Here is a 22,745-nt window from a genome sequence, read left to right on the forward strand (position 1 = left end):
TCGGAAAATGAATTGATTAGCTTTGCGCCTTTACGGATAAAAAGCAGGCAAACAACTTCATTTCCCTAAAGGAATGCTTTACAGGGGCGTCTCATTTGATATGATGCGCCCCGCTTCCAGCAGGAAGCAGGCCAGTTAAAAGCATTACCCCGTGGTGGGGTTCCCGAGCGGCCAAAGGGAGCAGACTGTAAATCTGCCGTCATCGACTTCGAAGGTTCGAATCCTTCCCCCACCACCATTTCTCAGCACGACCTCAAAATTTGAATTACCCCTGGTGGGGTTCCCGAGCGGCCAAAGGGAGCAGACTGTAAATCTGCCGTCATCGACTTCGAAGGTTCGAATCCTTCCCCCACCACCATCATTTCCCGAATAACCTTAAAAATCATTTTAAAACTAAACCGCGTCCGCCTTCGCAGGCCGGGTAAGGCGCAGCCGCCACCCGGCAACAGAAATCTACATCGGCGGCAACCGGCGCTTCACCGGCGAACTCTTCACAATCGACGTATTACACTGGGCATGCTCCGCCAGCCCGTCCAGCAGCGCATCCAGTTGCTCTATCGATCGCACCACCAGCCTAATCACAAAGCAGTCTTCCCCGGTCACCTTGTCGCTCTCAATACACTCCGGCATCGCCTGAATGTATTTATCCACCTTATGCAACAGCCCCGGCAGAGGCCGCACGCGCACCAGCGCCTGCAGCGTATACCCCAGCGCGGCCAGGTTCACCCGCGCACCATATCCCTGAATCACGCCCCGCTCTTCCAGCCGCTTCAGACGTTCTGCCGTGCTGGGGGAGGTCAGGCCGATGCGGCCACTGAGCACCTTCAAAGACATGCGCGCATCTTCTACCAGGCAGGATAAAATTTGCCGGTCGATATCATCAATAAGGTATTCCACTCGTTTCACCTAATTTTAAAAAGCAGTTAACACTTTCAACCTTATATCACCCCTGTAAAACCCGACAGCATTTTTCGACAATAGCGTCATTCAATCAGGAGGTGGATGATGCGCGATTTCCATAAAGGCGTCTGGCAAATGAGCCTGGCGATGTTAATTTCCGGCTCTATCGGGGCGTTTGTTTTGCTCAGCGGTCTGCCGGTAACGGAAGTGGTGTTCTGGCGCTGCCTTATTGGGGCAATGGCGCTTTTTATTTTTATCCGGGTAAGTCAAAAGCCCTTTAGTCCCCTTACCCGCACCACGCTGCTGCTGGCGATTCTCGGCGGTGTGGCTTTAGTAGTGAACTGGCTGCTGCTCTTCGCAGCCTATGAACGCATCTCTATTGGCCTCTCTACCGTGGTCTATAACACACAGCCGTTTATGCTGGTCCTGATGGGGATGTTTTTAGGCGAGCGCGTCAGCCTGGCGAAATGGGGCTGGTTGTTCCTCGCCTTTGGCGGTGTGGTAATACTGCTCTCCAGCGAACTGACCGGTGCCCACGGCACTGAATGGCTCACCGGTATCGGTCTGGCCATGGCCGCGGCCTTCTTCTACGCGCTGACGGCAATCATTGCGCGCAAACTGAAAACCATCGCACCGCAGCATATTGCCTTTATTCAGGTGCTGACGGGCGTCGTGATGCTTCTGCCGTTTGCCAGCCTGCCGACTTTTTCCGGTGATTTCCCCTGGCCGATCCTGCTTACGCTCGGCATCGTCCATACCGGCATAATGTACCAGCTGCTGTATAGCGCGATTCAGAAGCTGCCTACCCCCATAACCGGTTCCCTGTCGTTTATCTATCCGGTGGTGGCGATTGTTGTCGATAACCTGGTGTTCGGACACTCGCTGAACCTGACGCAGCTGGCGGGCGGCGCGTTGATCCTGTTTGCTGCGGCGGGCAATAACCTGGGCTGGGGCGAAAAAAAACCCCGCGAATGCGGGGTGAGTATCAAAACGCTGAATTAGCGGCGGGCACGCACAATCTGGTATTTGCGCGTCAGGTACTCCACCGGCGCGCTCCAGATGTGCACCAGGCGGGAGAACGGGAACAGCACAAACAGCGTCATCCCCAGCACCAGGTGAACGCGGAAGATAAACGCCACGCCGTCCAGGTGCTCAGACGCTCCGCCGTGGAAGGTCACCACGGACTGCGCCCAGCCCACCAGCTTCATCATCTCACTGCCGTCCATATGCTGCGCCGAGAACGGAATGGTCAGCAGGCCCAGCGCGCACTGCACCATCAGCAGGGAGAGGATCAGGATGTCCGCTGCGGTAGTGGTCGCACGCACGCGCGGGCTGAACAGACGACGCTTCAGCAGCAGCAGGCCACCTACAAGGGTCATCACGCCGCAGGCACCGCCGGCGATCATCGCCATCTTCTGCTTCACCTCAATCGGCAGCCACGCTTCGTACATCCAGTGCGGCGTAAGCATCCCCAGAAAGTGACCAGCAAAAATCCCCAGGATCCCGATGTGGAACAGGTTAGACGCGACGTGCATCCCCTTACGATCCAGCATCTGGCTGGAGGCAGCACGCCAGGTGTACTGGCCGTAGTCATAACGCAGCCAGCTTCCCACCAGGAACACGGTGCCCGCGATATACGGGTAAATGTCAAAGAAGAACATATTCAGGAAGTGCATTAGTGCCGTCCTCCGTTAGAGATATTCAAATATTGCGGGGCAACCGCGCCGGCAAAACGACGCTGGTGAGCCGAGATTTCAGACTCCCCGCAGTTCTGGTCAGCAAAGAATTTCACCTGCTCTTCTTCCCAGACCGCATCCAGCGCCTGCGGGGTATCGTCGCGGGCTTCATCCGCGATTTTCTCCGCCACTTTTTCACTGTCTACAGAGGCGTTAGCCAGCTTCACCAGCAGGTCGAACAGTACCGCATAGCGGCTCTCGCGCTGCTGAAGACGCGCGCCGAGCAGCGCCAGAATCGGTGCGATGTCCTGCAGACCGCCGAGCGCCTCTTCTTTCGGCAGCTGTGCCAGATACTCAAGGTACAGCGGCAAGTGATCCGGCAGCTCGCGGCTGTCGAGCTGCAGGCCGTGCTGCTCGTACTGGGCCATCAGGTCCACCATCGCCTGACCGCGGTCGCGGGATTCCCCGTGAACGTGTTCAAACAGCAGCAGCGATGTCGCGCGCCCGCGGTCAAACAGCTGGCTATAGTCCGCCTGGGCATCCAGAAGGTCGCGCGCCAGCATATCGCGGAGGAAAACGCCAAGCCGCTGGGCGTCCTCTTTGTCCAGGTTTTCAGATGACGCGAGTGCATCAAAGAGTTCCTGCTGATGCTGCGCAAGCGCAGCATCCGGGTACTCGAGCAGACGCGAAACAATGACGAGTTCAATCATTGGTGCGGCTCCGTTTTGCTGGTCACATCCATAGCGTCGATGCGGCGGCTGTTGAACAGGTTGAATTTGCTGTCAGACCCGTGGCAACCGTCACCGAAGGTAAAGCCGCAGCCATTTTTCTCCGGGAAGGCCTCGCGGGCCAGCTCGCGGTGGCTGCTCGGCACCACGAAACGGTCTTCGTAGTTGGCAATCGCGAGGTAGCGGTACATCTCCTGCGCCTGCGCTTCGGTCAGGCCCACCTCTTCCAGCGCGCGGGTATCGTTAACGCCGTCAACGGTTTCCGCACGTTTGAAGTGACGCATCGCCAGCATACGTTTCAGCGCCAGCAGTACCGGCTGGGTATCCCCCGCGGTCAGCAGGTTAGCCAGGTACTGAACCGGGATACGCAGGCTTTCCACGTCCGGCAGAATGCCGTTGCTGCCCAGTTCGCCCGCGTCAGCGGCAGACTGAATCGGTGACAGCGGCGGCACGTACCAGACCATCGGCAGGGTGCGGTATTCCGGGTGCAGCGGCAGGGCCAGCTTCCAGTCCATCGCCATTTTGTACACCGGAGACTGCTGCGCCGCGTCGATGACGCTCTGCGGAATGCCGTCTTTCAGCGCCTGCTCAATCACCTTCGGATCGTTCGGATCGAGGAACACGTCCAGCTGACGCTGGTACAGATCTTTCTCGTTCTCGGTGCTCGCGGCATTTTCAATCGCGTCCGCGTCGTACAGCAGCACGCCGAGGTAGCGAATACGGCCCACGCAGCTCTCAGAGCAAACGGTCGGCATACCGGCTTCGATACGCGGGTAGCAGAAGATGCACTTCTCTGATTTACCGCTCTTCCAGTTGAAGTAGATTTTTTTGTACGGGCAGCCGGTGATGCACATGCGCCAGCCGCGGCACTTGTCCTGGTCGATCAGCACGATGCCGTCTTCTTCACGCTTGTAGATGGCGCCGCTTGGGCAGGTCGCCACGCACGCCGGGTTGAGGCAGTGCTCGCACAGGCGCGGCAGATACATCATGAAGGTATTTTCGAACTGGCCGTACATCGCCTTCTGCATGTTCTCGAAGTTCTGGTCTTTGGCGCGTTTCTCGAACTCGCCGCCCAGAATCTCTTCCCAGTTTGGACCGCTGGTAATCTTATCCATGCGCTGACCGGTGATAAGCGAGCGAGGACGGGCGATCGGCTGGTGTTTGCTTTCCGGCGCGTTGTGCAGGTTCTGGTAGTCGTAATCAAACGGCTCGTAGTAATCCTCGATGCCCGGCAGGTGCGGGTTAGCGAAGATTTTACCCAGCAGCATCGCGCGGTTGCCCATGCGCGGCTGCAGCTTGCCGTTAATTTTACGGATCCAGCCGCCCTTCCACTTCTCCTGGTTTTCCCAGTCGGTCGGGAAGCCGGTGCCCGGCTTGCTCTCCACGTTGTTGAACCAGGCGTACTCCATACCTTCACGGCTGGTCCAGACGTTTTTACAGGTGACCGAGCAGGTGTGGCAGCCGATGCATTTATCCAGATTCAGCACCATGCCGACTTGTGAACGAATTTTCATTTTACGCTCTCCTGTACCTGGTCATTACCTTCGCCGTCTAACCAGTTAATGTTCTTCATCTTACGTACCACCACGAACTCATCGCGGTTCGATCCTACGGTGCCGTAGTAGTTAAAGCCGTAGGCCAGCTGCGCATAGCCACCGATCATGTGGGTCGGCTTCGGCGTAATACGCGTCACGGAGTTGTGAATACCGCCGCGCTGCTCAGTAATTTCTGACCCCGGCAGGTTAACGATACGCTCCTGCGCGTGGTACATCATGGTCATCCCGGCCGGTACACGCTGGCTCACCACCGCACGCGCCGTCAGGGCGCCGTTGCTGTTGAACACTTCGATCCAGTCGTTATCTTCAATACCCAGATCTTTGGCGTCCGTTTCGCTCATCCAGACAATCGGACCGCCGCGAGACAGGGTCAGCATCAGCAGGTTGTCGCTGTAGGTGGAGTGGATACCCCACTTCTGGTGCGGCGTCAGGAAGTTCAGCGCCTTCTCCGGGTTACCGTTGGATTTCGCGCCCATCACCGCTTTCACGGAGCGGGTGTCGATTGGCGGACGATACACCAGCAGGCTTTCGCCGAAGTCGCGCATCCACTGGTGATCCTGATACAGCGACTGACGGCCGGACAGGGTGCGCCACGGGATAAGCTCGTGAACGTTGGTGTAGCCCGCGTTATAGGACACATGCTCATCTTCCAGACCTGACCAGGTCGGGCTGGAGATGATCTTGCGCGGCTGCGCCTGAATATCGCGGAAGCGGATTTTCTCTTCCTCTTTATTCGTCGCCAGGTGCGTATGGTCGCGGCCGGTGAACTCGCTCAGTGCCGCCCAGGCTTTCACCGCCACGTGGCCGTTGGTTTCCGGGGCCAGGGTCAGGATCATCTCTGCCGCATCAATCGCCGTGTTTAGCATTGGCTGGCCTTTCGCCGGGCCGTCCGCTTTGGTGTAATTGAGCTTGCGCAGCAGGTCCATTTCGCTCTGGGTGTTCCAGGCGATCCCTTTCCCGCCGTTACCGATTTTCTCCATCAGCGGGCCGATAGAGGTAAAGCGCTCGTAGGTCGCCGGGTAGTCGCGTTCAACCGGAATGATGTGCGGCGCGGTTACGCCCGGGATCAGGTCGCATTCGCCTTTTTTCCAGTCCTTCACGTCCAGCGGCTGCGCCAGCTCGGCGGCGGAGTCGTGCTGGATTGGCAGCGTCACCACGTCGGTCTCTTTGCCCAGGTGCCCCACACAGACTTCGGAGAATTTCTTCGCGATGTCTTTGTAGATATCCCAGTCGCTTTTCGATTCCCACGCCGGGTCAACGGCGGCAGACAGCGGATGAATAAACGGATGCATATCCGAGGTATTCATATCGTCTTTTTCGTACCAGGTCGCAGTTGGCAGCACAATGTCGGAGTACAGGCAGGTGCTGGACAGACGGAAGTCGAGGGTCACCACCAGATCCAGCTTGCCGTCGAGACCGTTATCTTTCCACTCCACCTCTTCCGGCTTCACGCCGCCCTGCTTGCCGAGATCTTTCCCCTGAATACCGTTTTCGGTACCGAGCAGGTATTTCAGCATGTACTCGTGACCTTTACCGGACGAGCCCAGCAGGTTGGAGCGCCAGATGAACAGGTTACGCGGATGGTTTTTACCGTTTTCAGGCTGTTCTGCCGCGAAGCGGATTGAGCCATCCTTCAGTGATTTCACGGTGTAATCCACCGGGGACATCCCTGCCTGCTTCGCCTCTTGTGCAATGCGCAGCGGGTTAGTGCCCAGCTGCGGCGCAGAAGGCAGCCAGCCCATACGCTCAGCGCGCACGTTGAAGTCAATCAGGTGGCCGCTGTAGCGGGATTTATCCGCCATCGGCGACAGCAGCTCCTGCGCGGTGACCGTTTCGTAGCGCCACTGGCTGGAGTGGTTATAGAAGTAGGAGGTGCTGTTCATGTGGCGTGCCGGACGCTGCCAGTCGAGGGCAAACGCCAGCGGCTGCCAGCCGGTCTGCGGGCGCAGTTTTTCCTGGCCCACGTAGTGCGCCCAGCCGCCGCCGCTCTGACCAACGCAGCCGCAGAAGATCAGCATGTTGATCAGACCGCGATAGTTCATATCGAGGTGATACCAGTGGTTCAGACCAGCGCCGACGATGATCATGGAGCGACCGTGGGTCTTGTCGGCGTTTTCCGCAAACTCGCGGGCAATACGAACGATCTGCGCGCGCGGTACGCCGGTGATCTGCTCGGCCCAGGCCGGGGTGTACGCCTTCACGTCGTCATAGCCGGTTGCGCAGTTTTCATCGTTCAGACCGCGCTCCAGGCCGTAGTTCGCCATGGTCAGGTCATAAACGGTGGTGACGAGTGCAGTTGAGCCGTCGGCCAGCTGCAGGCGCTTAACCGGCAGCTTGTGCATCAGAACGTTTTTCAGTTCGACCTTGTTAAAGTGCTCGGAACCTTCACCGCCAAAGTACGGGAAGCCGACCTCGGCAATCTCGTCCTGGCTGCCCAGCATGCTCAGACGCAGCTCCGTCTCTTCGCCGGTGGTGCCGTTGCGTTGCTCAAGATTCCACTTGCCCTTCTCGCCCCAGCGGAAGCCGATAGAGCCGTTTGGCGCTACCAGCTCGCCGTTGCTGTTGTACGCAACGGTTTTCCACTCAGGGTTATTTTCCTGGCCCAGCGAATCCACCAGATCGGCAGCGCGCAGCGTGCGGCCCGCGGCATAGTAGCCCTCACGCTCTTCCAGCATCACCAGCATCGGCATGTCGGTGTAGCGACGCACGTAGTCGGTAAAGTACTGGCTTGGCTTGTCGAGATGGAATTCACGCAGCATGACGTGGCCCATCGCCATCGCCATCGCGGCGTCGGTACCCTGTTTCGGCGCCAGCCACAGGTCGCAAAGCTTGGCGATTTCGGCGTAGTCCGGGGTGACCGCAACGGTTTTGGTCCCTTTGTAACGAACTTCGGTAAAGAAGTGCGCGTCCGGGGTACGGGTCTGCGGTACGTTAGAGCCCCAGGCGATGATGTAGCTTGAGTTGTACCAGTCCGCGGATTCCGGCACATCGGTCTGCTCGCCCCAGGTCTGCGGAGACGCAGGCGGCAGGTCACAGTACCAGTCGTAGAAGCTCAGGCAGGTACCGCCGATAAGTGACAGATAGCGAGCCCCGGAGGCGTAAGAGACCATCGACATCGCCGGGATTGGCGAGAAGCCCGCCACGCGGTCAGGACCGTAGGTTTTGACGGTGTAGACGTTGGAGGCGGCAATCAGCTCGTTCACCTCTTTCCAGGAAGAGCGAACGAAGCCACCGCGACCGCGAGCCTGCTTGAAGCTTTTCGCTTTGTCGGCGTCCTCAATGATGGACGCCCAGGCATCCACCGGATCGCTGTGCTGCACTTTCGCTTCACGCCACATTTTCATCAGGCGCTTACGCATCAGCGGGTATTTCAGACGGTTAGCGCTGTAGAGATACCAGGAGTAGCTGGCGCCACGCGGGCAGCCGCGCGGTTCGTGGTTTGGCATATCCGGGCGGGTACGCGGATAGTCGGTCTGCTGCATTTCCCAGGTCACCAGACCGTTTTTAACGAAAATCTTCCAGCTACATGAGCCAGTGCAGTTTACGCCGTGGGTAGAACGGACGACTTTGTCATGCTGCCAGCGCTGGCGGTAACCGTCTTCCCAGTCCCGGTTGGTATCCAGAACCTGGCCGTGCCCATCGGCAAACGTTTCACCCTTCTGTTTGAAGTAGCGAAACCGGTCCAAAAATTTGCTCATCGGGTATCTCCTGTATGGAGCCTGTGGCTCTCTAAATCGACATTGCTGATTTGCAGCGAAGGTAACGCCCTGAAAGAGGAGGAGAATTGATAACGATCAAGACGAAGAGGGACTTTAAAAGGAGGGGTTAGACTAAATACCACCAAAGCGGTATATTTTTAAAATGAATAAATAAATGATTTATAAAGACATTTTCCATTCATCGTACAATAACCCGGGCAAAATTTAACATCTCAGGTATTAAGGGGTAGACCTGCCTGCAACGCGATGGCGATCACAATGTTACCCGCAGACGACTGCTGTAAAAGCTTTCAGTATGTTGTAACTATTATTCGATCAAAAAAAACGCGGCCCGAAGGCCGCGCAAACGGATAATCACACTTACTTATTTTTCTTGGTATTACGGCCATATACCAGCCACGTAATCACAACGCAGGCGATATAGAAGACGAGGAAGACTTTCATGGCGCCTGCCGGAGAGCCGGTCAGGTCCAGCGAGATACCGAACGCTTTCGGGATAAAGAAGCCGCCAATGGCGCCAATCGCAGAGATAAAGCCCAGCGCCGCAGCCGTATCTGTCGCCGCTTCACGCATGGCCTGCTCTTCGCTTCCACCCTGCGCTTTCACGCGATCCATCGTCAGCTTGCGGAAGATCACGGAGATCATCTGGAAGGTGGAAGCACTCCCCAGTCCGGCGGTCAGGAACAGCACCATAAACACGGCGAAGAAGGCGATGAAGCTACCGCCCAGCCCGTCAGCAGGCAGCGTCAGGAACAGCAGCGCGCAGAAGACCGCCATCACAATAAAGTTCACCAGCGTCACGCGGGTACCGCCCAGACGGTCAGAGATCATACCGCCCAGCGAGCGCGCCAGTGCGCCAATGAACGGGCCGAAGAAGGCGAACTGCAGGATCTGCACGTCCGGGAACTGGGTTTTCGACAGCATCGCAAAGCCTGCTGAGAAGCCGATAAACGAACCGAAGGTAGCCAGATACAGCAGCGCCATCACCCAGAGGTGTCCACGCTTCAGCACCGGCAGCTGCTCGCTCAAAGAGGCCTTCGACGCGCTCAGATCGTTCATAAAGAACCAGGCTGCCAGGGTGAAGACCACCAGGAACGGAACCCAAATCCAGGCCGCGTTCTGCAGGTAGAGGGAAGAACCATCCGCCTGCTCGACGCCACCGCCGCCGAAGGCGGCAAAAATAGAAACAGAGATCGCCAGCGGCGCAATCAGCTGCATCACGCTCACGCCCATGTTGCCCAGACCGCCGTTAATGCCCAGCGCGCCGCCCTGCTTCGCTTTCGGGAAGAAGAAGCTGATGTTCGCCATGCTGGAGGCAAAGTTAGCCCCCGCAAAACCGCACAGCAGGGAGATAATCACGAACACGCTGAACGGGGTGGAGGTATCCTGCACCGCGAAGCCAAGCCACACGCAAGGGACGATCATGATGCCCGTACTGAACGCCGTCCAGCGGCGGCCGCCGAAAACCGGCACCATAAACGCGTATGGAACACGCAGCAGCGCGCCAGACAGCGACGGCAATGCGGTCAACATAAACAGCTGATCGGTCGTAAACGTAAACCCAACTTTCGGCAGGTTTACCGCGACCGCGCTAAACAACATCCATACGCAAAACGCTAACAGCAGACACGGAACGGAAATCCACAGATTCCGGCTTGCTACACGATGGCCGCGCTGTTGCCAGAACGCCGGATCCTCTGGACGCCAGTCTGTAATAACGGCACCATTTTCCCTTTCGGGAGCGGATGAGTGACTCATAGACACCTCTGATTCTCGAATGATGCTGCAAACATTAGGGTTTTAGGGCGGCGGTAAGTTGATATAAATCAAAGGAAAAGTTCGGGGATTTGCGGCGCAAAAAAAGGGCTTATCCTTAGTGAGTAGAATAATTCGGTAAAAAAGACGTGGTTTTTCACTGTACTGACGGTTCCTTGCTACCACCGCTTCTTCGCCTATACTCCGTTGGCAATTTAGGGGTAATCCTTTATTGGTATGGGTATACTCCAGGGTATGCACCAGAATAACGCCATTCCTGCAAGCAGGCCACGTCAGGAGCCCGGCAACTCTATGTTAAAAAGATGTTTATCACCGCTGACTCTCGTGAATCAGTTAGCCCTGATTGTTTTGCTGTCTACCGCCCTTGGCGTGACTGGCATGGCGATTTCCGGCTGGCTGGTACAGGGAGTACAGGGTAATGCACATGCCATCAACGAGGCAGGCTCGCTACGCATGCAGAGTTATCGTCTGCTGGCGTCGGTCCCCCTGACGCAGGACGATCGGCCCTTGATTGATGAAATGGAGCGCACGGCCTTCAGCCCTGAACTGGAAAACGCCGCCATCCGCGCCGGCCAGCAATCTCAGCTTAAAGCCCTGCAGGGCTACTGGCACACCCAGCTGGAACCCGGCCTGAAACAGGCGCGCAGCGCCGAAACCGTTGCGCAGGACGTAGCGGGTTTCGTATCCCGCATTGACGCGCTGGTCTCCTCTTTCGACCAAACCACCGAATTACGCATCGACCGGGTGGTGATGGTACACCGTGCCATGGCGCTGTTTATGGGCCTGCTGCTGATCTTCACCATTATCTGGCTCCGGGCGCGGCTGCTGAATCCGTGGAAACAGCTGCTGGCGATGGCGCGCGCCGTGACGAACAGAGATTTTACCCAGCGTACGCACATCAGCGGTCGCAACGAGATGGCCATGCTCGGCCAGGCACTGAACACCATGTCGGCGGAGCTCTCTGAAAGCTATGCGGTGCTGGAGCAGCGCGTGCAGGAAAAAACGGCCGGGCTGGAGCAGAAAAACGAAATCCTCTCCTTCCTGTGGCAGGCCAACCGTCGGCTGCACATGCAGGTGCCGTTATGTGAACGCCTTTCGCCGGTGCTGAACGGCCTGCAAAATCTGACCCTGCTGCATGATCTGGAGCTGCGGGTTTACGATGTGGAAGATGAAGATAATCATCAGGAGTTTACCTGTCAGTCCGACATGTCCTGCGATGATAAAGGCTGTCACCTGTGCCCGCGCGGCCTGCCGCTGCAGACGTCTGGCGGAACTACCCTGAAGTGGCGGCTGACGGACAGCCATACCCAGTACGGTATTCTGCTGGCAACGCTGCCAGCCGGGCGCCATCTGAGCCATGACCAGCAGCAGCTGGTTGATACGTTGGTTGAACAGCTAACGGCCACGCTGGCGCTTGACCGACATCAGGAAAAGCAGCAGCAGCTGATCGTCATGGAAGAGCGTGCGACCATTGCCCGCGAGCTCCACGATTCTATCGCCCAGTCGCTCTCCTGTATGAAAATGCAGGTGAGCTGCCTGCAGATGCAGGACGCGGAGATGCCGGAAAGCAATAAACAGCTGCTGAGCCAGATCCGCAACGAGCTGAACACCTCCTGGGTACAGCTGCGCGAGCTGCTGACCACCTTCCGCCTGCAGCTGACCGAGCCGGGCCTGCGCCCGGCGCTGGAATCCAGCTGCCAGGAATTTAGCGCCCGGCTGGGCTTCCCGGTGAAGCTGGATTACCAGCTCCCCCCGCGGTTTGTCCCTTCCCATCAGGCGATTCATCTGCTGCAGATCGCCCGCGAAGCACTGAGCAACGTGCTTAAACACGCTGAAGCGACTGCGGTTACGGTTACCGTCAGCCAGCACGCTAACCAGGTCAGGTTGACGGTTTACGACAACGGCCGCGGCGTGCCGGAAAACGCCGAACGCACTAACCACTACGGTTTAATCATTATGCGAGACCGCGCCCAAAGCCTGCGCGGTGATTGCCAGGTTCGCCGGAGAGAGACGGGGGGCACGGAAGTCGTGGTCACCTTCATTCCCGAAAAACCGCTTACAACTGCTCAAGGAGAAACCCATGACTAATCAGGAACCGGCATCCATCCTGTTGATCGACGACCATCCGATGCTGCGTACTGGCGTAAAACAGCTGGTCAGCATGGCACCCGATATTACCGTGGTTGGCGAAGCCAGTAACGGTGAACAGGGCATTGAGCTTGCCGAATCCCTCGATCCCGATCTGATCCTGCTCGATCTCAACATGCCCGGCATGAACGGTCTGGAAACGCTCGACAAGCTGCGCGAGAAATCCCTTTCCGGTCGCGTGGTGGTCTTTAGCGTCTCCAATCACGAAGAGGATGTGGTCACGGCGCTGAAGCGCGGCGCGGATGGCTATCTGCTGAAGGATATGGAGCCGGAAGACCTGCTGAAGGCGCTGCAGCAGGCGGCCGCAGGCGAGATGGTGCTGAGCGAGGCCCTGACGCCGGTGCTGGCCGCCAGCCTGCGGGCGAACCGCGCCACGTCTGACCGTGACGTCAGCCAGTTAACGCCGCGCGAACGCGATATTCTTAAACTGATCGCTCAGGGCCTGCCGAACAAAATGATCGCCCGCCGTCTGGATATCACCGAAAGCACGGTCAAAGTGCACGTGAAGCATATGCTGAAGAAAATGAAGCTAAAATCCCGCGTTGAAGCCGCGGTGTGGGTCCATCAGGAACGCATTTTTTAAGCATTACTCATCCGGCAGCAGCTTCCAGCGCGGGTCGTCGTCAGGTAATGCGGCCAGCGGCTGCACCACAGCAAGCGTGATCTCATTGGACGAGACGCGCTGGCCCTTCTCATCTTCCACCACCGCCGAAAGATGCCAACGGTTTGTCGACCCCTCGCCGTCATTCCAGGCCGGCATAATCACGCTCCAGCCGTCGGTGCTGTTACTTTTCCCCGGTGACGTCAGGCTTAAGGCCTGGGTATCACCCTGCCAGTGGATCTGGCGGATGCCGTGGGTGCTGCGCACCTGTAGCTTCAGCATAACGGTTTCGCCCCCCTTCAGGTCCCACGGCGGGGTTGCCAGCCAGACGGAGAGCGTTTTTCGCTGGCGAAATTCCATCACCGGCAGGCTGTTGCGCTCGGGGGAGTCATAGCGGCTACCGCGCAGGGAACGCGTGGCGGCGACTTCCCCGGCGGAGAGCTGCTTCACCAGCGGCACGCCGAAGCGGTAGTTAAGCTTCAGCCCGAGGTTATTCTGGCTCTCACCACTTTCGCCCTGCTTATGCCCGGCGGTCAGCGTCACCAGCGGCACGGGGGTATAGTTAAGCCCGAGATTGACCGCTACCGGGTTGTGATAGCCAGTTCCGCTGTTGAAGAGGTCGACGTTTTCGCCAAAATACTGCTCGACGCTGACGCTGGTGTTCAGGTGATGAAACCACGGCAGCCAGGCTTTGGCGGTAACGTCATATCCCCGCGCCATGCGCTGCTCCTGGACGTCAGAGCTGTCGCGCCAGCTGGCAAAAGGCTGATAGTAGTTAGCCGACAGCCGCAGATTTTCTCCCCACACCTCCGCACCCAGCCCGGCACGCTGCAGGTTCTCATCCAGCAGGTTGTCGTAAAAGGTGTTGTAGCCCAGCAGCCATTTCCCGGCCACCCAGCGCTGGCCGATTCCGGCGTTACTGACCAGGCCATCCGTCTGCTGCGTCAGGCCTAGCTGGCTCCAGCTCAGATAACGGTTGTTATCGTTCCAGGAGATAAACCAGCTCCCGCTGCTGCCGTTGAATTTGCCCTCGTTATCCACGAGCAAATTGACGCTGGCATTCCCCCACGGTGACAGCCAGGATTCAATCTGCTGGTTCACCTCGCCGCTCACCGCGTCGCGCACCTGACCAAAGGCAAACTGCCGCGCCTGCTCGCCCGTTGTCAGGCCGTTGTCGGTCATACTGGCTTCACCAAAGGCTTTCGCCATTTCGGCCAGATGCTTTTCCCCTTCCCCGGTTGGGGCGGCCATGCCGAGATCGGGCAGACTGTCCCCGTTATTATCAAAGGGATTTTGTGCCTGCTGGATAAAGGAATTCGGAGCACCATGAACGGCTCCGACAGTAACAAGGGAGAGTAAAACAAGCGTTCGGAAAGGGGGAGAAACAGTCATCAATGTCGTAAGAATTACCCGGTGCTTACGTAAGAACACCAGTTACCTTAACGCGATTTCTCCCCATTTGCAGCTTTAAGGGGAATTTTCCGGAATTTCCTGAAACATTGTTTTGAGCTCAGGCACGCACGAACCGCAGTTCGTTCCGCAGCGTAACCGCGCCCCCAGCATGGTTACGGAATCACACCCTCCGGCAATCGCTTCCCGTATCGCGTTTTCTCCCACGCTGAAACAGCTGCAGATGATGCGCCCCGGATCGGCACTCTTCCCCGCGCCCTGCCCGTTCAGCAGCGCATGCCGCGCTGCGGGCGTCGAGGGTGGCGACTGAAATGCGGCGTCAATCACCGGGTGCGCCAGCTCGGGCAACGCGGTGCCTTCCCAGAAGCCGAGCATCAGATGGCCTTCGTGCCAGGCCAGCACGCTGCTGCGTTCCCCGGTTTGCGCAACCTGCAGCTGCCAGCCGCGCCCGCTGGCATAATCCATGACCCACGGGAGCAGCGGCTTATCACCTGCTATCGTCATTCGCGAGGGTTTACGCCACCAGTGAACCGAAGAGGGTATTTCCGGCCATTCCCGGGCATAGAGCTCCCCCTGCCAGCCGGGCTGCCAGGGCATGATTCTGACGGCGGTTTGTTTACTCTCCGGCTGGCCCGAAGCCGGATCGCAGCGCCCTTCCACCAGCGCGTTCACCTTACCCTGGCGGGCAAACTCAGCGTTCCAGTGCATCGGGGCAAATGCTTCGCCTTCCCGTATTCCATCGTTGATTCGCACTCTGGCAACCATGACGCCGCGCGGGGAATTGATGCGCGCCAGCTGGCCGTCACACAGGGCAAATCGGATCGCGTCTGCGGCGCAGACCTCAACAAACGGCTCCGCGATATGCTGCATCAGCCGGGGTACGTATCCTGTCCGGGTCATGGTGTGCCACTGGTCGCGGATGCGCCCGGAGTTAAGGATCAGCGGGTAGAGCGCGGTGGTCGTTGCGCCGTGCGGCAGCGGCTCGACCGGCACCAGGTTTCGGCGCGGGAAATCCCCCGTTCGCCATTGATAAGGTTCAAGTCGCTCCCACGCTTCACGGGTTAGCCCGGCCAGCTCATGCAGGTTCAATGCCCGCGCGCCGTCGTTTTCAAAGGCCGTCAGCGCCGCATGCTCGCAAAAAATCTCGTGCGGATGCTCCCAGGCAAAAGCCTCGCCGTAGCCCAGCCGTTTTGCAATCTGAGCCACGATCCACCAGTCAGGCTTCGCTTCGCCCGGCGCGGGCAGAAACGCGCGCTGGCGCGAAATGCGCCGCTCGGAATTGGTCACCGTGCCGTCCTTCTCCCCCCAGCCCAGCGCCGGAAAACGGATATGGGCAAACCGGCTGGTGTCGGTATCTTTCATCACTTCAGAAACCATCACCAGCGGGCACATTGCCAGCGCCTGACACACCGCGTGGCTGTCCGGCAGCGACACGGCAGGGTTGGTGCCCATGATCCACACAGCCTTCACCTCGCCGCGGGCGATGGCGTCAAACAGCTCCACCGCCATCAGGCCCGGCGTCTGCGCCAGCCGTTCCGTTCCCCAGAAACGCGCCACCCGAGAGAGATCGTCCGGCTCGAAGTTCATATGCGCCGCCAGCTGGTTCGCCAGCCCGCCCACTTCCCGGCCGCCCATGGCGTTTGGCTGTCCGGTCAGCGAAAACGGGCCGCAGCCCGGACGATTAAATTTCCCGCTGGCAAGATGAACGTTAATGATGGCGCTGCACTTGTCGCTGCCGCTGATGGACTGGTTGATCCCCATGGTGTAGAGCGTTATCGCCCGCGGTGCGGTGACAAACCAGTCATAAAAAGTCCCCACCTTCTCTGAAGGAAGGTCGCAAAACGCCGCCACGCGGGCAACCGGCCACTCATCGGTGCCCTGAATCAGATTGAGCAACCCCACAAACAGCCCGGCGTCGCTGCCGGGTTTAAGCGCCAGATGCAGGTCGGCAATATCGCAGGTAGCGGTTTTACGCGGGTCAATCACCACCACCTTCATCTGCGGGTTGTTATGCTTTGCCTGCACCAGGCGCTGATAGAGCACCGGATGCGTCCAAGCCGCGTTCGAGCCAGCCAGCACCACCAGATCGCTGTTTTCCACATCCTCATAGCTGCATGGCACCACGTCTTCGCCGAAGGCACGCTTGTAGCCCACCACCGCCGAGGACATGCAGAGCCGGGAGTTGGTATCAATGTTCGCCGCGCCGATAAACCCTTTCATCAGCTTGTTGGCGGCATAGTAATCCTCGGTTAACAGTTGGCCGGAGGCGTAAAACGCCACCGCCTGCGGCCCCCATGTGTCGACGATCTCCCGCAGCCGCTCACCCGCCGCGTTCAGCGCCTGCGCCCAGTCAACCTCAATTCCGTCGACAACGGGGCGCAAAAGCCGCCCCTGCAAACCCATCGTCTCCCCCAGGGCTGATCCTTTCACGCACAGGCGGCCAAAGTTCGCAGGATGGGTTTCATCCCCACGAACGCTGACCGCGCCATCCTCCACGCTGGCGACCACGCCGCAGCCTACCCCGCAGTAGGGGCACGTTGTCCGGGTATCCGTCATGAGGCCTCCGCACGCATTACCAGCTCTTCGTTTCCGACCCACACCTGGCCGTTTTCAATTTTTACCGGCCAGGCGCGCACCGCGGGTTCACCGTTCTCCACCTGACAACCGTCGCGCAGACGAATGCGCTGCTTGTAGAGCGGGGAAATTACCACCGGCTCGCCCGCCGCATCGCCAAGGATGCCGCGCGAAAGCACGTTCGCGCTGCTGCCCGGCTCCAGATCGTCCAGGGCATAAACGGACGTTCCAAAGCGGAACAGCGCAATCGGTTTTCGGCCAAGCCGCGCGCCGATGCCCGCCTGCTCCGGGATATCGTCAATGCCGCAGATCTCCTGCCAGCGCTTGCTTTCGTCCGACGGTGCGTGGTTCACCGCGGTGCGGAACAGCGCCAGGCGATCAGGATCGTTGAGCGTGGTTTGCCACTCGCACTGGTACGTCTCTACTACCCGGGCCATCTCCTGCTCCAGCTCGTGGGCGATGCCGAGACTGTCGTTGAGGATCACCTCACGAAGATAGTCGAGGCCGCCCTCCAGGTTGTCCATCCAGGTGCTGGTGCGCTGCAGGCGATCCGCCGTGCGAATATAAAACATCAGGAAACGGTCGACGGTGCGGATCAGCGTTTCGTCGTCCAGATCGCTGGCGAAGAGATCCGCATGGCGGGGCTTCATGCCGCCGTTGCCGCACAGATAAAGGTTCCAGCCTTTGTCCGTGGCAATCACCCCCACGTCTTTGCTCTGCGCCTCCGCGCACTCGCGGGTGCAGCCGGAAACCGCCATTTTGATTTTGTGCGGCGCACGCAGCCCCTTGTAGCGGTGTTCCAGCCGGACCGCGAGGCCGGTGGAGTCCTGCACGCCGTAGCGGCACCAGGTCGACCCAACGCAGGATTTCACCGTGCGCAGGGATTTCCCGTAGGCGTGCCCGGTTTCAAACCCGGCCTCCACCAGCGCCTGCCAGATTTCCGGCAGCTGTTCCAGAGTGGCGCCAAACAGGTCGATACGCTGCCCGCCGGTGATTTTGCTGTACAGGCCGTAGCGTTTGGCAATCTGACCGATAGCGATCAGCCCGTCTGCCGTCACTTCCCCTGCGGGCATGCGCGGCACGATGGAATACGTTCCGTCTTTCTGGATGTTGGCGAAGTAGCGGTCGTTAGTGTCCTGCAGCGGCAGATGCGCCGGCTTGAGCAGGTACTCGTTCCAGCAGGAGGCCAGCACCGACCCCACCAGCGGCTTACAGATTTCGCACCCGTGGCCCTGACCGTAGCGGCTGATGAGCTGGTCGAAGGTGTGGATATGGTTGACGCGCACGAGGTGGTAAATCTCCTGACGCGAGTATGGGAAGTGTTCGCAGATATCCTTTTTCACCTCCACGCCCTGCTCGGCAAGCTGGAACTCCATCACCTGCTTCACCAGCGCGCTGCATCCGCCACAGCCGGTCGCCGCTTTGGTGCACTGCTTAACGGCGCCGATATCCGCTGCGCCCGCGCTCACCGCCCGGCAGATATCGCCTTTACTGACGTTATGACACGAACAGATCTGCGCGCTTTCCGGCAGCGCCGCCACGCCCAGCGCTTTCGGCGCGCTGCCTGACAACGCGGGTAAAATCAGTGATTCCGGCTCTTTCGGCAGGCTGATGCCGTTAAGCATCATCTGCACCAGCGTGGCGTATTCGCTGGCATCACCCACCAGCACGCCGCCCAGCAGCGTTTTGCCGTCGTGGCTGACCACAATTTTCTTGTAAATTTGCTGCGGGCCGTGCGTCCACTGGTAGCTTAGCGCTCCCGGCGTGCGCCCGTGGGCATCGCCAAAGGACGCCACGTCCACGCCGAGCAGCTTGAGCTTAGTGCTCATATCTGCCCCGGTGAAGGTTTTATCTTCGCCCGCGAGCGCGGCGGCGGCCACGCGCGCCATCTGGTAGCCCGGCGCCACCAGGCCGAAGATTTTCCCTTCCCACAGCGCGCACTCGCCGATGGCCAGCACGTCCGGATCGGAGGTCCGGCAGCCGTCATCAATGCAGATCCCACCGCGCTCGCCGACAGCCAGCCCGCCGCTGCGCGCCAGTGCGTCCTGCGGACGAATGCCGGCAGAAAAGACCACCATGTCCGTTTCCAGCTGTTCACCATCGGCAAAGCGCAGCGTCAGCCCGTCGACCGTCGAGACAATTTCCGTGGTGGCTTTACTGGTGTGAACGCCGACGCCCAGCGCCTCGATTTTCCTGCGCAGCATCGCCGCGCCGTCATTATCAAGCTGCACCGCCATCAGGTTGGGCGCAAACTCCACCACATGGGTTTCCAGCCCGAGCTGCCTGAGGGCATTCGCCGCCTCCAGCCCGAGCAGGCCGCCGCCAATCACCACGCCGCGGCGCGAGCCCGCGGCGTGGGCCGCAATGTTGTCCAGGTCGTCAAGGGTGCGGTAGACAAAGCAGCCCGGCAGATCATTGCCCGGCACGGGCGGGACGAACGGGTATGAGCCGGTCGCCAGCACCAGTTTATCCCAGTGCGTTTCATGCCCGCTGGCGGTACGTACCACGCGCGCGTCGCGGTCGATAGCGACGATCTGCTGCGACAGGCGCAGCTCAATGCCGTTGTTGGCAAAGAAATCCCCTTCCACCAGCGAGAGCGACGCCGCGCTGCGTCCGCCAAAATATTCCGAGAGATGCACGCGATCGTAGGCGGCATAGCGCTCCTCGCCAAAGACAACGATCTGATACTGCTGATGCAGATTGCGGTTAACGCAGTCTTCGAGGAAATGATGGCCGACCATACCGTGTCCAACCACCACCAGAGTAGGTTTTGTCATAGCGTTCTGTCCTGCAACCTGCGGTTGCGTAGTGAAACGATCGAACAGCCAGTCCGCGTGGGCGGGCGCAGCCGTTGCCAGTAAATCGGTAAATGTTGCCGCGCTGCGGCAGTCGCCCATCAGCAGCACGCCAGCCAGCGCCCCCTGATGGATCAGTAAACGCCGATAGTGACGGGTCAGCGGATCCCATGAACTCCAGACCACATCGCTCTCCAGCGCTTCCGCACGCCCGAGGCTGAACAGCTCCACGCCGGTCACCTTGAGGCGCATGCCGTTGTCGGTCAGGGCAAACGGCGCGGTAACGTCCCCGCCCAGCCGCGCGGCGAGAATATCCGCCTGCGCCAGGCAGGGGGCGACCAGGCCAAACGTCTGGCCGTCAATCTCACAGCACTCGCCAATGGCGTAGACGTTCGGCCTGGAAGTCCGCATCTGGTGATCCACCACGATGCCGCGCGCGCAGCGAATGCCGCTGGCCTGCGCCAGCGCGACGTTGGGCTGCACACCGGTCGCCAGCACCACGCGCGCGGCGGTGACGAGGCGTCCGTTCAGCAGCGTCACGCTATTCCCGTCAATCGCCGCGATACCGGAGGCGAGTTCACAACTAACGCCCCGCGCCGCCAGCGCCTCTTCCAGCAGCATTCCCGCCTGCTGGTCCAGCTGCTGCTCCATCAGCCACGGACCGCGATGAACGAGCGTGACGTTGTCACCTGAACGCGCCAACGCTGCCGCTGTCTCTACGCCGAGCACGCCGCCCCCCAGCACCACCGCCGGACCGGCGATCGCCTGAATGGCCCGGATATCCTCCAGGGTACGGAACGTGAAGACATGCGGTGCATCACCGCCAGGGATCGGCGGCACAAAGGGCGTTGACCCGGTGGCAAATACCAGCGCATCCCAGCCCAGCGTGCGGGCGGTGGTTTGCACTTCCCGCGTGTCCATGTCCACAGCGAGCGCCTTTTCACCCCGCAGCACCGTTACGCCCCGCTCCTGGTACCAGCGATCATCCTGAAGGCAGATGCCCGCAGCCGTTTTTTCACCGCCCAGCACCGGCGAAAGCTGGATGCGGTTATAGGCATGCTCCGACTCATCACCGATGACGGTGATAGCGAACCGACCGGAAGCACGCCCGGTGAGCGAAGCAATCAGCCGGGTTGCCGCCATGCCATTCCCGATAATGACCAGTCGCATCAAAGCCCCCTCGCTACGCCGCTTTCGGCTGTTTTTCGTAGAGGAAATGAAGGATCTGCTGACGCATGTGGTGATAGCGGCTATCGTCCGCCAGCTGAACCCGGTTGCGCGGACGCGGCAGGTCTACGCGGAGGATCTCCCCGACGGTTGCCGCCGGGCCATTGGTCATCATCAGCACGCGATCGGAGAGCAACACCGCCTCGTCCACATCGTGGGTAATGAGCACGATGGTGGTGTTCAGCGCCTGCTGGATCTGCATCACCGAGTCCTGCAGGTGGGCGCGCGTCAGCGCATCCAGCGCGCCGAACGGCTCATCCATCAGCAACACTTTCGGCTTCATCGCCAGCGCGCGGGCAATGCCGACGCGCTGCTTCATGCCGCCGGAGATCTCCCCCGGACGCTTATGCAACGCGTGGCCCATCTGCACGCGGTCAAGGTTGTGCTCTATCCACGCTTTGCGCTCGGCCTTGCTCATGGTGTGGCGGAACACCTGATCCACCGCCAGCGCCACGTTGTCGAAACAGGTCAGCCACGGCAGCAGCGAATGGTTCTGGAACACCACCGCGCGCTCGGGCCCCGGCCCGGCGATTTCGCGGTTGTCGCAAATCAGCCCGCCTTCCGTCGGCAGCGTAATGCCGGCGATGAGATTCAGCAGCGTCGATTTGCCGCAGCCGGAGTGGCCGATCAGGCTGACGGTTTCGCCCTCGTGGATATCAAAAGAGACGTTTTGCAGCGCCAGAAACTCGCCGCTGGCGGTGGAAAAACGCTGGCTCACGGCCTGGACCTGAATTAATGGTTTCATGTTCGCTCCTTATTTTTCCTGCCAGCTAAAGCGACGGGCGATCAGCATCAGCCCCTGCTCCAGCAGCAGCCCGACCACGCCAATGATGACGATGGCGATGAGAATGTTTTCGACGTTGAGGTTGTTCCACTCGTTCCAGATCCAGAAGCCGATGCCTAGGCCTCCGGTGAGCATCTCGGCGGCGACAATAACCAGCCAGGCGATGCCGATGGAGAGGCGCACCCCGGTCAGTACAGCGGGCAGCACCGCCGGAAAAAGAATGCGGCGCATGATGGTCCACTCGGAAAGCTGCAATACGCGGGCGACGTTGAGGTAATCCTGCGGAATGCGGCGCACGCCTTCGGCGGTGTTGATGACCATCGGCCAGATGGAGCAGATAAAAATGGTCCAGCTCGACGCGGGCTCCGCCTTCTGGAACAGCAGCAGGCCGATGGGCAGCCAGGCCAGCGGGCTGACCGGGCGCAGAAGCGCAATCAGCGGGTTAAACATGCGCGCGAAAAAGGTGAAGCGGCCAATCAAAAAACCCAGCGGTATGCCCGCCAGCGCCGCCAGGCCAAAGCCGATGGCGACGCGCTGCAGTGAAGCAAGCACGTTCCAGCCAATGCCCATATCGTTAGGACCGTCACGATAAAACGGATCGGCGAAAAGGGTAATAGCGGAATCAAGCGTGCTGAGCGGCGTCGGGAAACCTTTGCTGTTTATCGCTGCCAGCTGCCAGAGCACCACCAGCAGCCCGAGACCGAGCAGCGCCGGAATCACGCGCTGTAAAAAATCGTTCATCCGGCGCGCAAATGCGGGCGTGCGGCGGCGAACCTGTACCGGAGGCAGGACAATCACTTCCCCGCTCTCTGACGTCTGTTGTGGTTTCGTATTTTGCAGATGCGGCATAA

Annotated in this window: 14 protein-coding genes and 2 tRNA genes; 5 read left to right on the forward strand and 11 right to left on the reverse strand. The window is 59.6% G+C overall.

Translation table 11 applies throughout. From position 1 onward, the window contains the following. Nucleotides 1-153 precede the first annotated feature (153 nt). Together ACR42C_RS13100 and ACR42C_RS13105 are read left to right on the forward strand one after the other, a co-directional pair. Nucleotides 154-238: transfer RNA gene (locus ACR42C_RS13100), tRNA-Tyr, on the forward strand. Nucleotides 239-273: 35 nt separating this feature from the next. Continuing rightward, nucleotides 274-358: transfer RNA gene (locus ACR42C_RS13105), tRNA-Tyr, on the forward strand. Between the two features lie 95 nt (nt 359-453). On the opposite strand, the gene ACR42C_RS13110 is transcribed toward ACR42C_RS13105, so the two are convergent. After that, entirely contained in the window at nt 454-897 is a 444-nt protein-coding gene (locus tag ACR42C_RS13110; protein WP_028013440.1) for an Lrp/AsnC family transcriptional regulator, read from the reverse strand. Nucleotides 898-1,005: 108 nt separating this feature from the next. On the opposite strand from ACR42C_RS13110, the gene ACR42C_RS13115 reads away from it, so the two are divergent. Then, the gene (locus ACR42C_RS13115; protein WP_479985200.1) at nt 1,006-1,902 is read left to right on the forward strand and encodes a DMT family transporter; all 897 of its coding nucleotides are present in this window, start codon (nt 1,006-1,008) and stop codon (nt 1,900-1,902) included. Here the strand turns inward: ACR42C_RS13115 and narI are convergent. From narI to ACR42C_RS13140, 5 genes are all read right to left on the reverse strand, one after another. Next, complete coding sequence (narI, locus tag ACR42C_RS13120; protein WP_021240339.1) at nt 1,899-2,576, reverse strand: respiratory nitrate reductase subunit gamma; 678 nt, start codon at nt 2,574-2,576, stop codon at nt 1,899-1,901. The genes ACR42C_RS13115 and narI overlap by 4 nt on opposite strands. Beyond that, nucleotides 2,576-3,286, reverse strand: a complete 711-nt coding sequence (gene narJ / locus ACR42C_RS13125) for a nitrate reductase molybdenum cofactor assembly chaperone (RefSeq protein WP_479984195.1) — start codon at nt 3,284-3,286, stop codon at nt 2,576-2,578. The genes narI and narJ overlap by 1 nt, the downstream gene beginning before the upstream one ends. Continuing rightward, on the reverse strand, nt 3,283-4,818 hold the full coding sequence (gene narH / locus ACR42C_RS13130; RefSeq protein WP_119915826.1) for a nitrate reductase subunit beta: 1,536 nt from the start codon (nt 4,816-4,818) through the stop codon (nt 3,283-3,285). The genes narJ and narH overlap by 4 nt, the downstream gene beginning before the upstream one ends. Beyond that, nucleotides 4,815-8,558, reverse strand: a complete 3,744-nt coding sequence (locus ACR42C_RS13135) for a nitrate reductase subunit alpha (RefSeq protein WP_320721054.1) — start codon at nt 8,556-8,558, stop codon at nt 4,815-4,817. The genes narH and ACR42C_RS13135 overlap by 4 nt, the downstream gene beginning before the upstream one ends. Nucleotides 8,559-8,939: 381 nt before the next feature. Continuing rightward, nucleotides 8,940-10,337, reverse strand: a complete 1,398-nt coding sequence (locus tag ACR42C_RS13140; RefSeq protein ID WP_479984196.1) for a NarK family nitrate/nitrite MFS transporter — start codon at nt 10,335-10,337, stop codon at nt 8,940-8,942. Nucleotides 10,338-10,646: 309 nt separating this feature from the next. On the opposite strand from ACR42C_RS13140, the gene narX reads away from it, so the two are divergent. Together narX and narL are read left to right on the forward strand one after the other, a co-directional pair. Then, complete coding sequence (gene narX, locus ACR42C_RS13145) at nt 10,647-12,443, forward strand: nitrate/nitrite two-component system sensor histidine kinase NarX (RefSeq protein ID WP_320721056.1); 1,797 nt, start codon at nt 10,647-10,649, stop codon at nt 12,441-12,443. Beyond that, a complete protein-coding gene (gene narL / locus ACR42C_RS13150) occupies nt 12,436-13,086 on the forward strand; it encodes a two-component system response regulator NarL (protein WP_003856701.1) in 651 nt (216 codons plus the stop codon). Before narX ends, narL begins: the two co-directional genes overlap by 8 nt. A 3-nt stretch (nt 13,087-13,089) precedes the next feature. On the opposite strand, the gene ACR42C_RS13155 is transcribed toward narL, so the two are convergent. The 5 genes from ACR42C_RS13155 to ntrB all read right to left on the reverse strand — a co-directional run bounded on the left by ACR42C_RS13155 (nt 13,090) and on the right by ntrB (nt 22,743). Beyond that, nucleotides 13,090-14,496, reverse strand: coding sequence for a YchO/YchP family invasin (locus tag ACR42C_RS13155; RefSeq protein WP_479984197.1), 1,407 nt, complete (start codon nt 14,494-14,496; stop codon nt 13,090-13,092). Nucleotides 14,497-14,571: 75 nt separating this feature from the next. Further along, nucleotides 14,572-17,070 carry a nitrate reductase gene (locus ACR42C_RS13160; RefSeq protein WP_479984198.1) on the reverse strand — a complete coding sequence of 833 codons (2,499 nt, stop codon included), beginning with the start codon at nt 17,068-17,070 and terminating at the stop codon, nt 14,572-14,574. Continuing rightward, on the reverse strand, nt 17,067-21,053 hold the full coding sequence (gene nirB / locus ACR42C_RS13165) for a nitrite reductase large subunit NirB (protein ID WP_479984199.1): 3,987 nt from the start codon (nt 21,051-21,053) through the stop codon (nt 17,067-17,069). Before nirB ends, ACR42C_RS13160 begins: the two co-directional genes overlap by 4 nt. A gap of 13 nt (nt 21,054-21,066) precedes the next feature. Then, nucleotides 21,067-21,855: an ABC transporter ATP-binding protein gene (locus ACR42C_RS13170; RefSeq protein ID WP_015570359.1), complete on the reverse strand. Its 789-nt coding sequence runs from the start codon at nt 21,853-21,855 to the stop codon at nt 21,067-21,069. A 9-nt stretch (nt 21,856-21,864) separates the two neighbouring features. Next, nucleotides 21,865-22,743, reverse strand: a complete 879-nt coding sequence (gene ntrB, locus ACR42C_RS13175) for a nitrate ABC transporter permease (protein WP_163329943.1) — start codon at nt 22,741-22,743, stop codon at nt 21,865-21,867. Nucleotides 22,744-22,745 lie beyond the last annotated feature (2 nt).

Source organism: Enterobacter sp. MG-EB028 (genome assembly GCF_056673305.1).

What these genes read in the sequence shown, in the direction of transcription:
- ACR42C_RS13115 (WP_479985200.1), top strand. Translation starts at nt 1,006, where the DNA reads ATGCGCGATTTCCATAAAGGCGTCTGGCAAATGAGCCTGGCGATGTTA.
- narI (WP_021240339.1), bottom strand. Translation starts at nt 2,576, where the DNA reads ATGCACTTCCTGAATATGTTCTTCTTTGACATTTACCCGTATATCGCG.
- narJ (WP_479984195.1), bottom strand. Translation starts at nt 3,286, where the DNA reads ATGATTGAACTCGTCATTGTTTCGCGTCTGCTCGAGTACCCGGATGCT.
- narH (WP_119915826.1), bottom strand. Translation starts at nt 4,818, where the DNA reads ATGAAAATTCGTTCACAAGTCGGCATGGTGCTGAATCTGGATAAATGC.
- ACR42C_RS13135 (WP_320721054.1), bottom strand. Translation starts at nt 8,558, where the DNA reads ATGAGCAAATTTTTGGACCGGTTTCGCTACTTCAAACAGAAGGGTGAA.
- ACR42C_RS13140 (WP_479984196.1), bottom strand. Translation starts at nt 10,337, where the DNA reads ATGAGTCACTCATCCGCTCCCGAAAGGGAAAATGGTGCCGTTATTACA.
- narX (WP_320721056.1), top strand. Translation starts at nt 10,647, where the DNA reads ATGTTAAAAAGATGTTTATCACCGCTGACTCTCGTGAATCAGTTAGCC.
- narL (WP_003856701.1), top strand. Translation starts at nt 12,436, where the DNA reads ATGACTAATCAGGAACCGGCATCCATCCTGTTGATCGACGACCATCCG.
- ACR42C_RS13155 (WP_479984197.1), bottom strand. Translation starts at nt 14,496, where the DNA reads ATGACTGTTTCTCCCCCTTTCCGAACGCTTGTTTTACTCTCCCTTGTT.
- ACR42C_RS13160 (WP_479984198.1), bottom strand. Translation starts at nt 17,070, where the DNA reads ATGACGGATACCCGGACAACGTGCCCCTACTGCGGGGTAGGCTGCGGC.
- nirB (WP_479984199.1), bottom strand. Translation starts at nt 21,053, where the DNA reads ATGCGACTGGTCATTATCGGGAATGGCATGGCGGCAACCCGGCTGATT.
- ACR42C_RS13170 (WP_015570359.1), bottom strand. Translation starts at nt 21,855, where the DNA reads ATGAAACCATTAATTCAGGTCCAGGCCGTGAGCCAGCGTTTTTCCACC.
- ntrB (WP_163329943.1), bottom strand. Translation starts at nt 22,743, where the DNA reads ATGCCGCATCTGCAAAATACGAAACCACAACAGACGTCAGAGAGCGGG.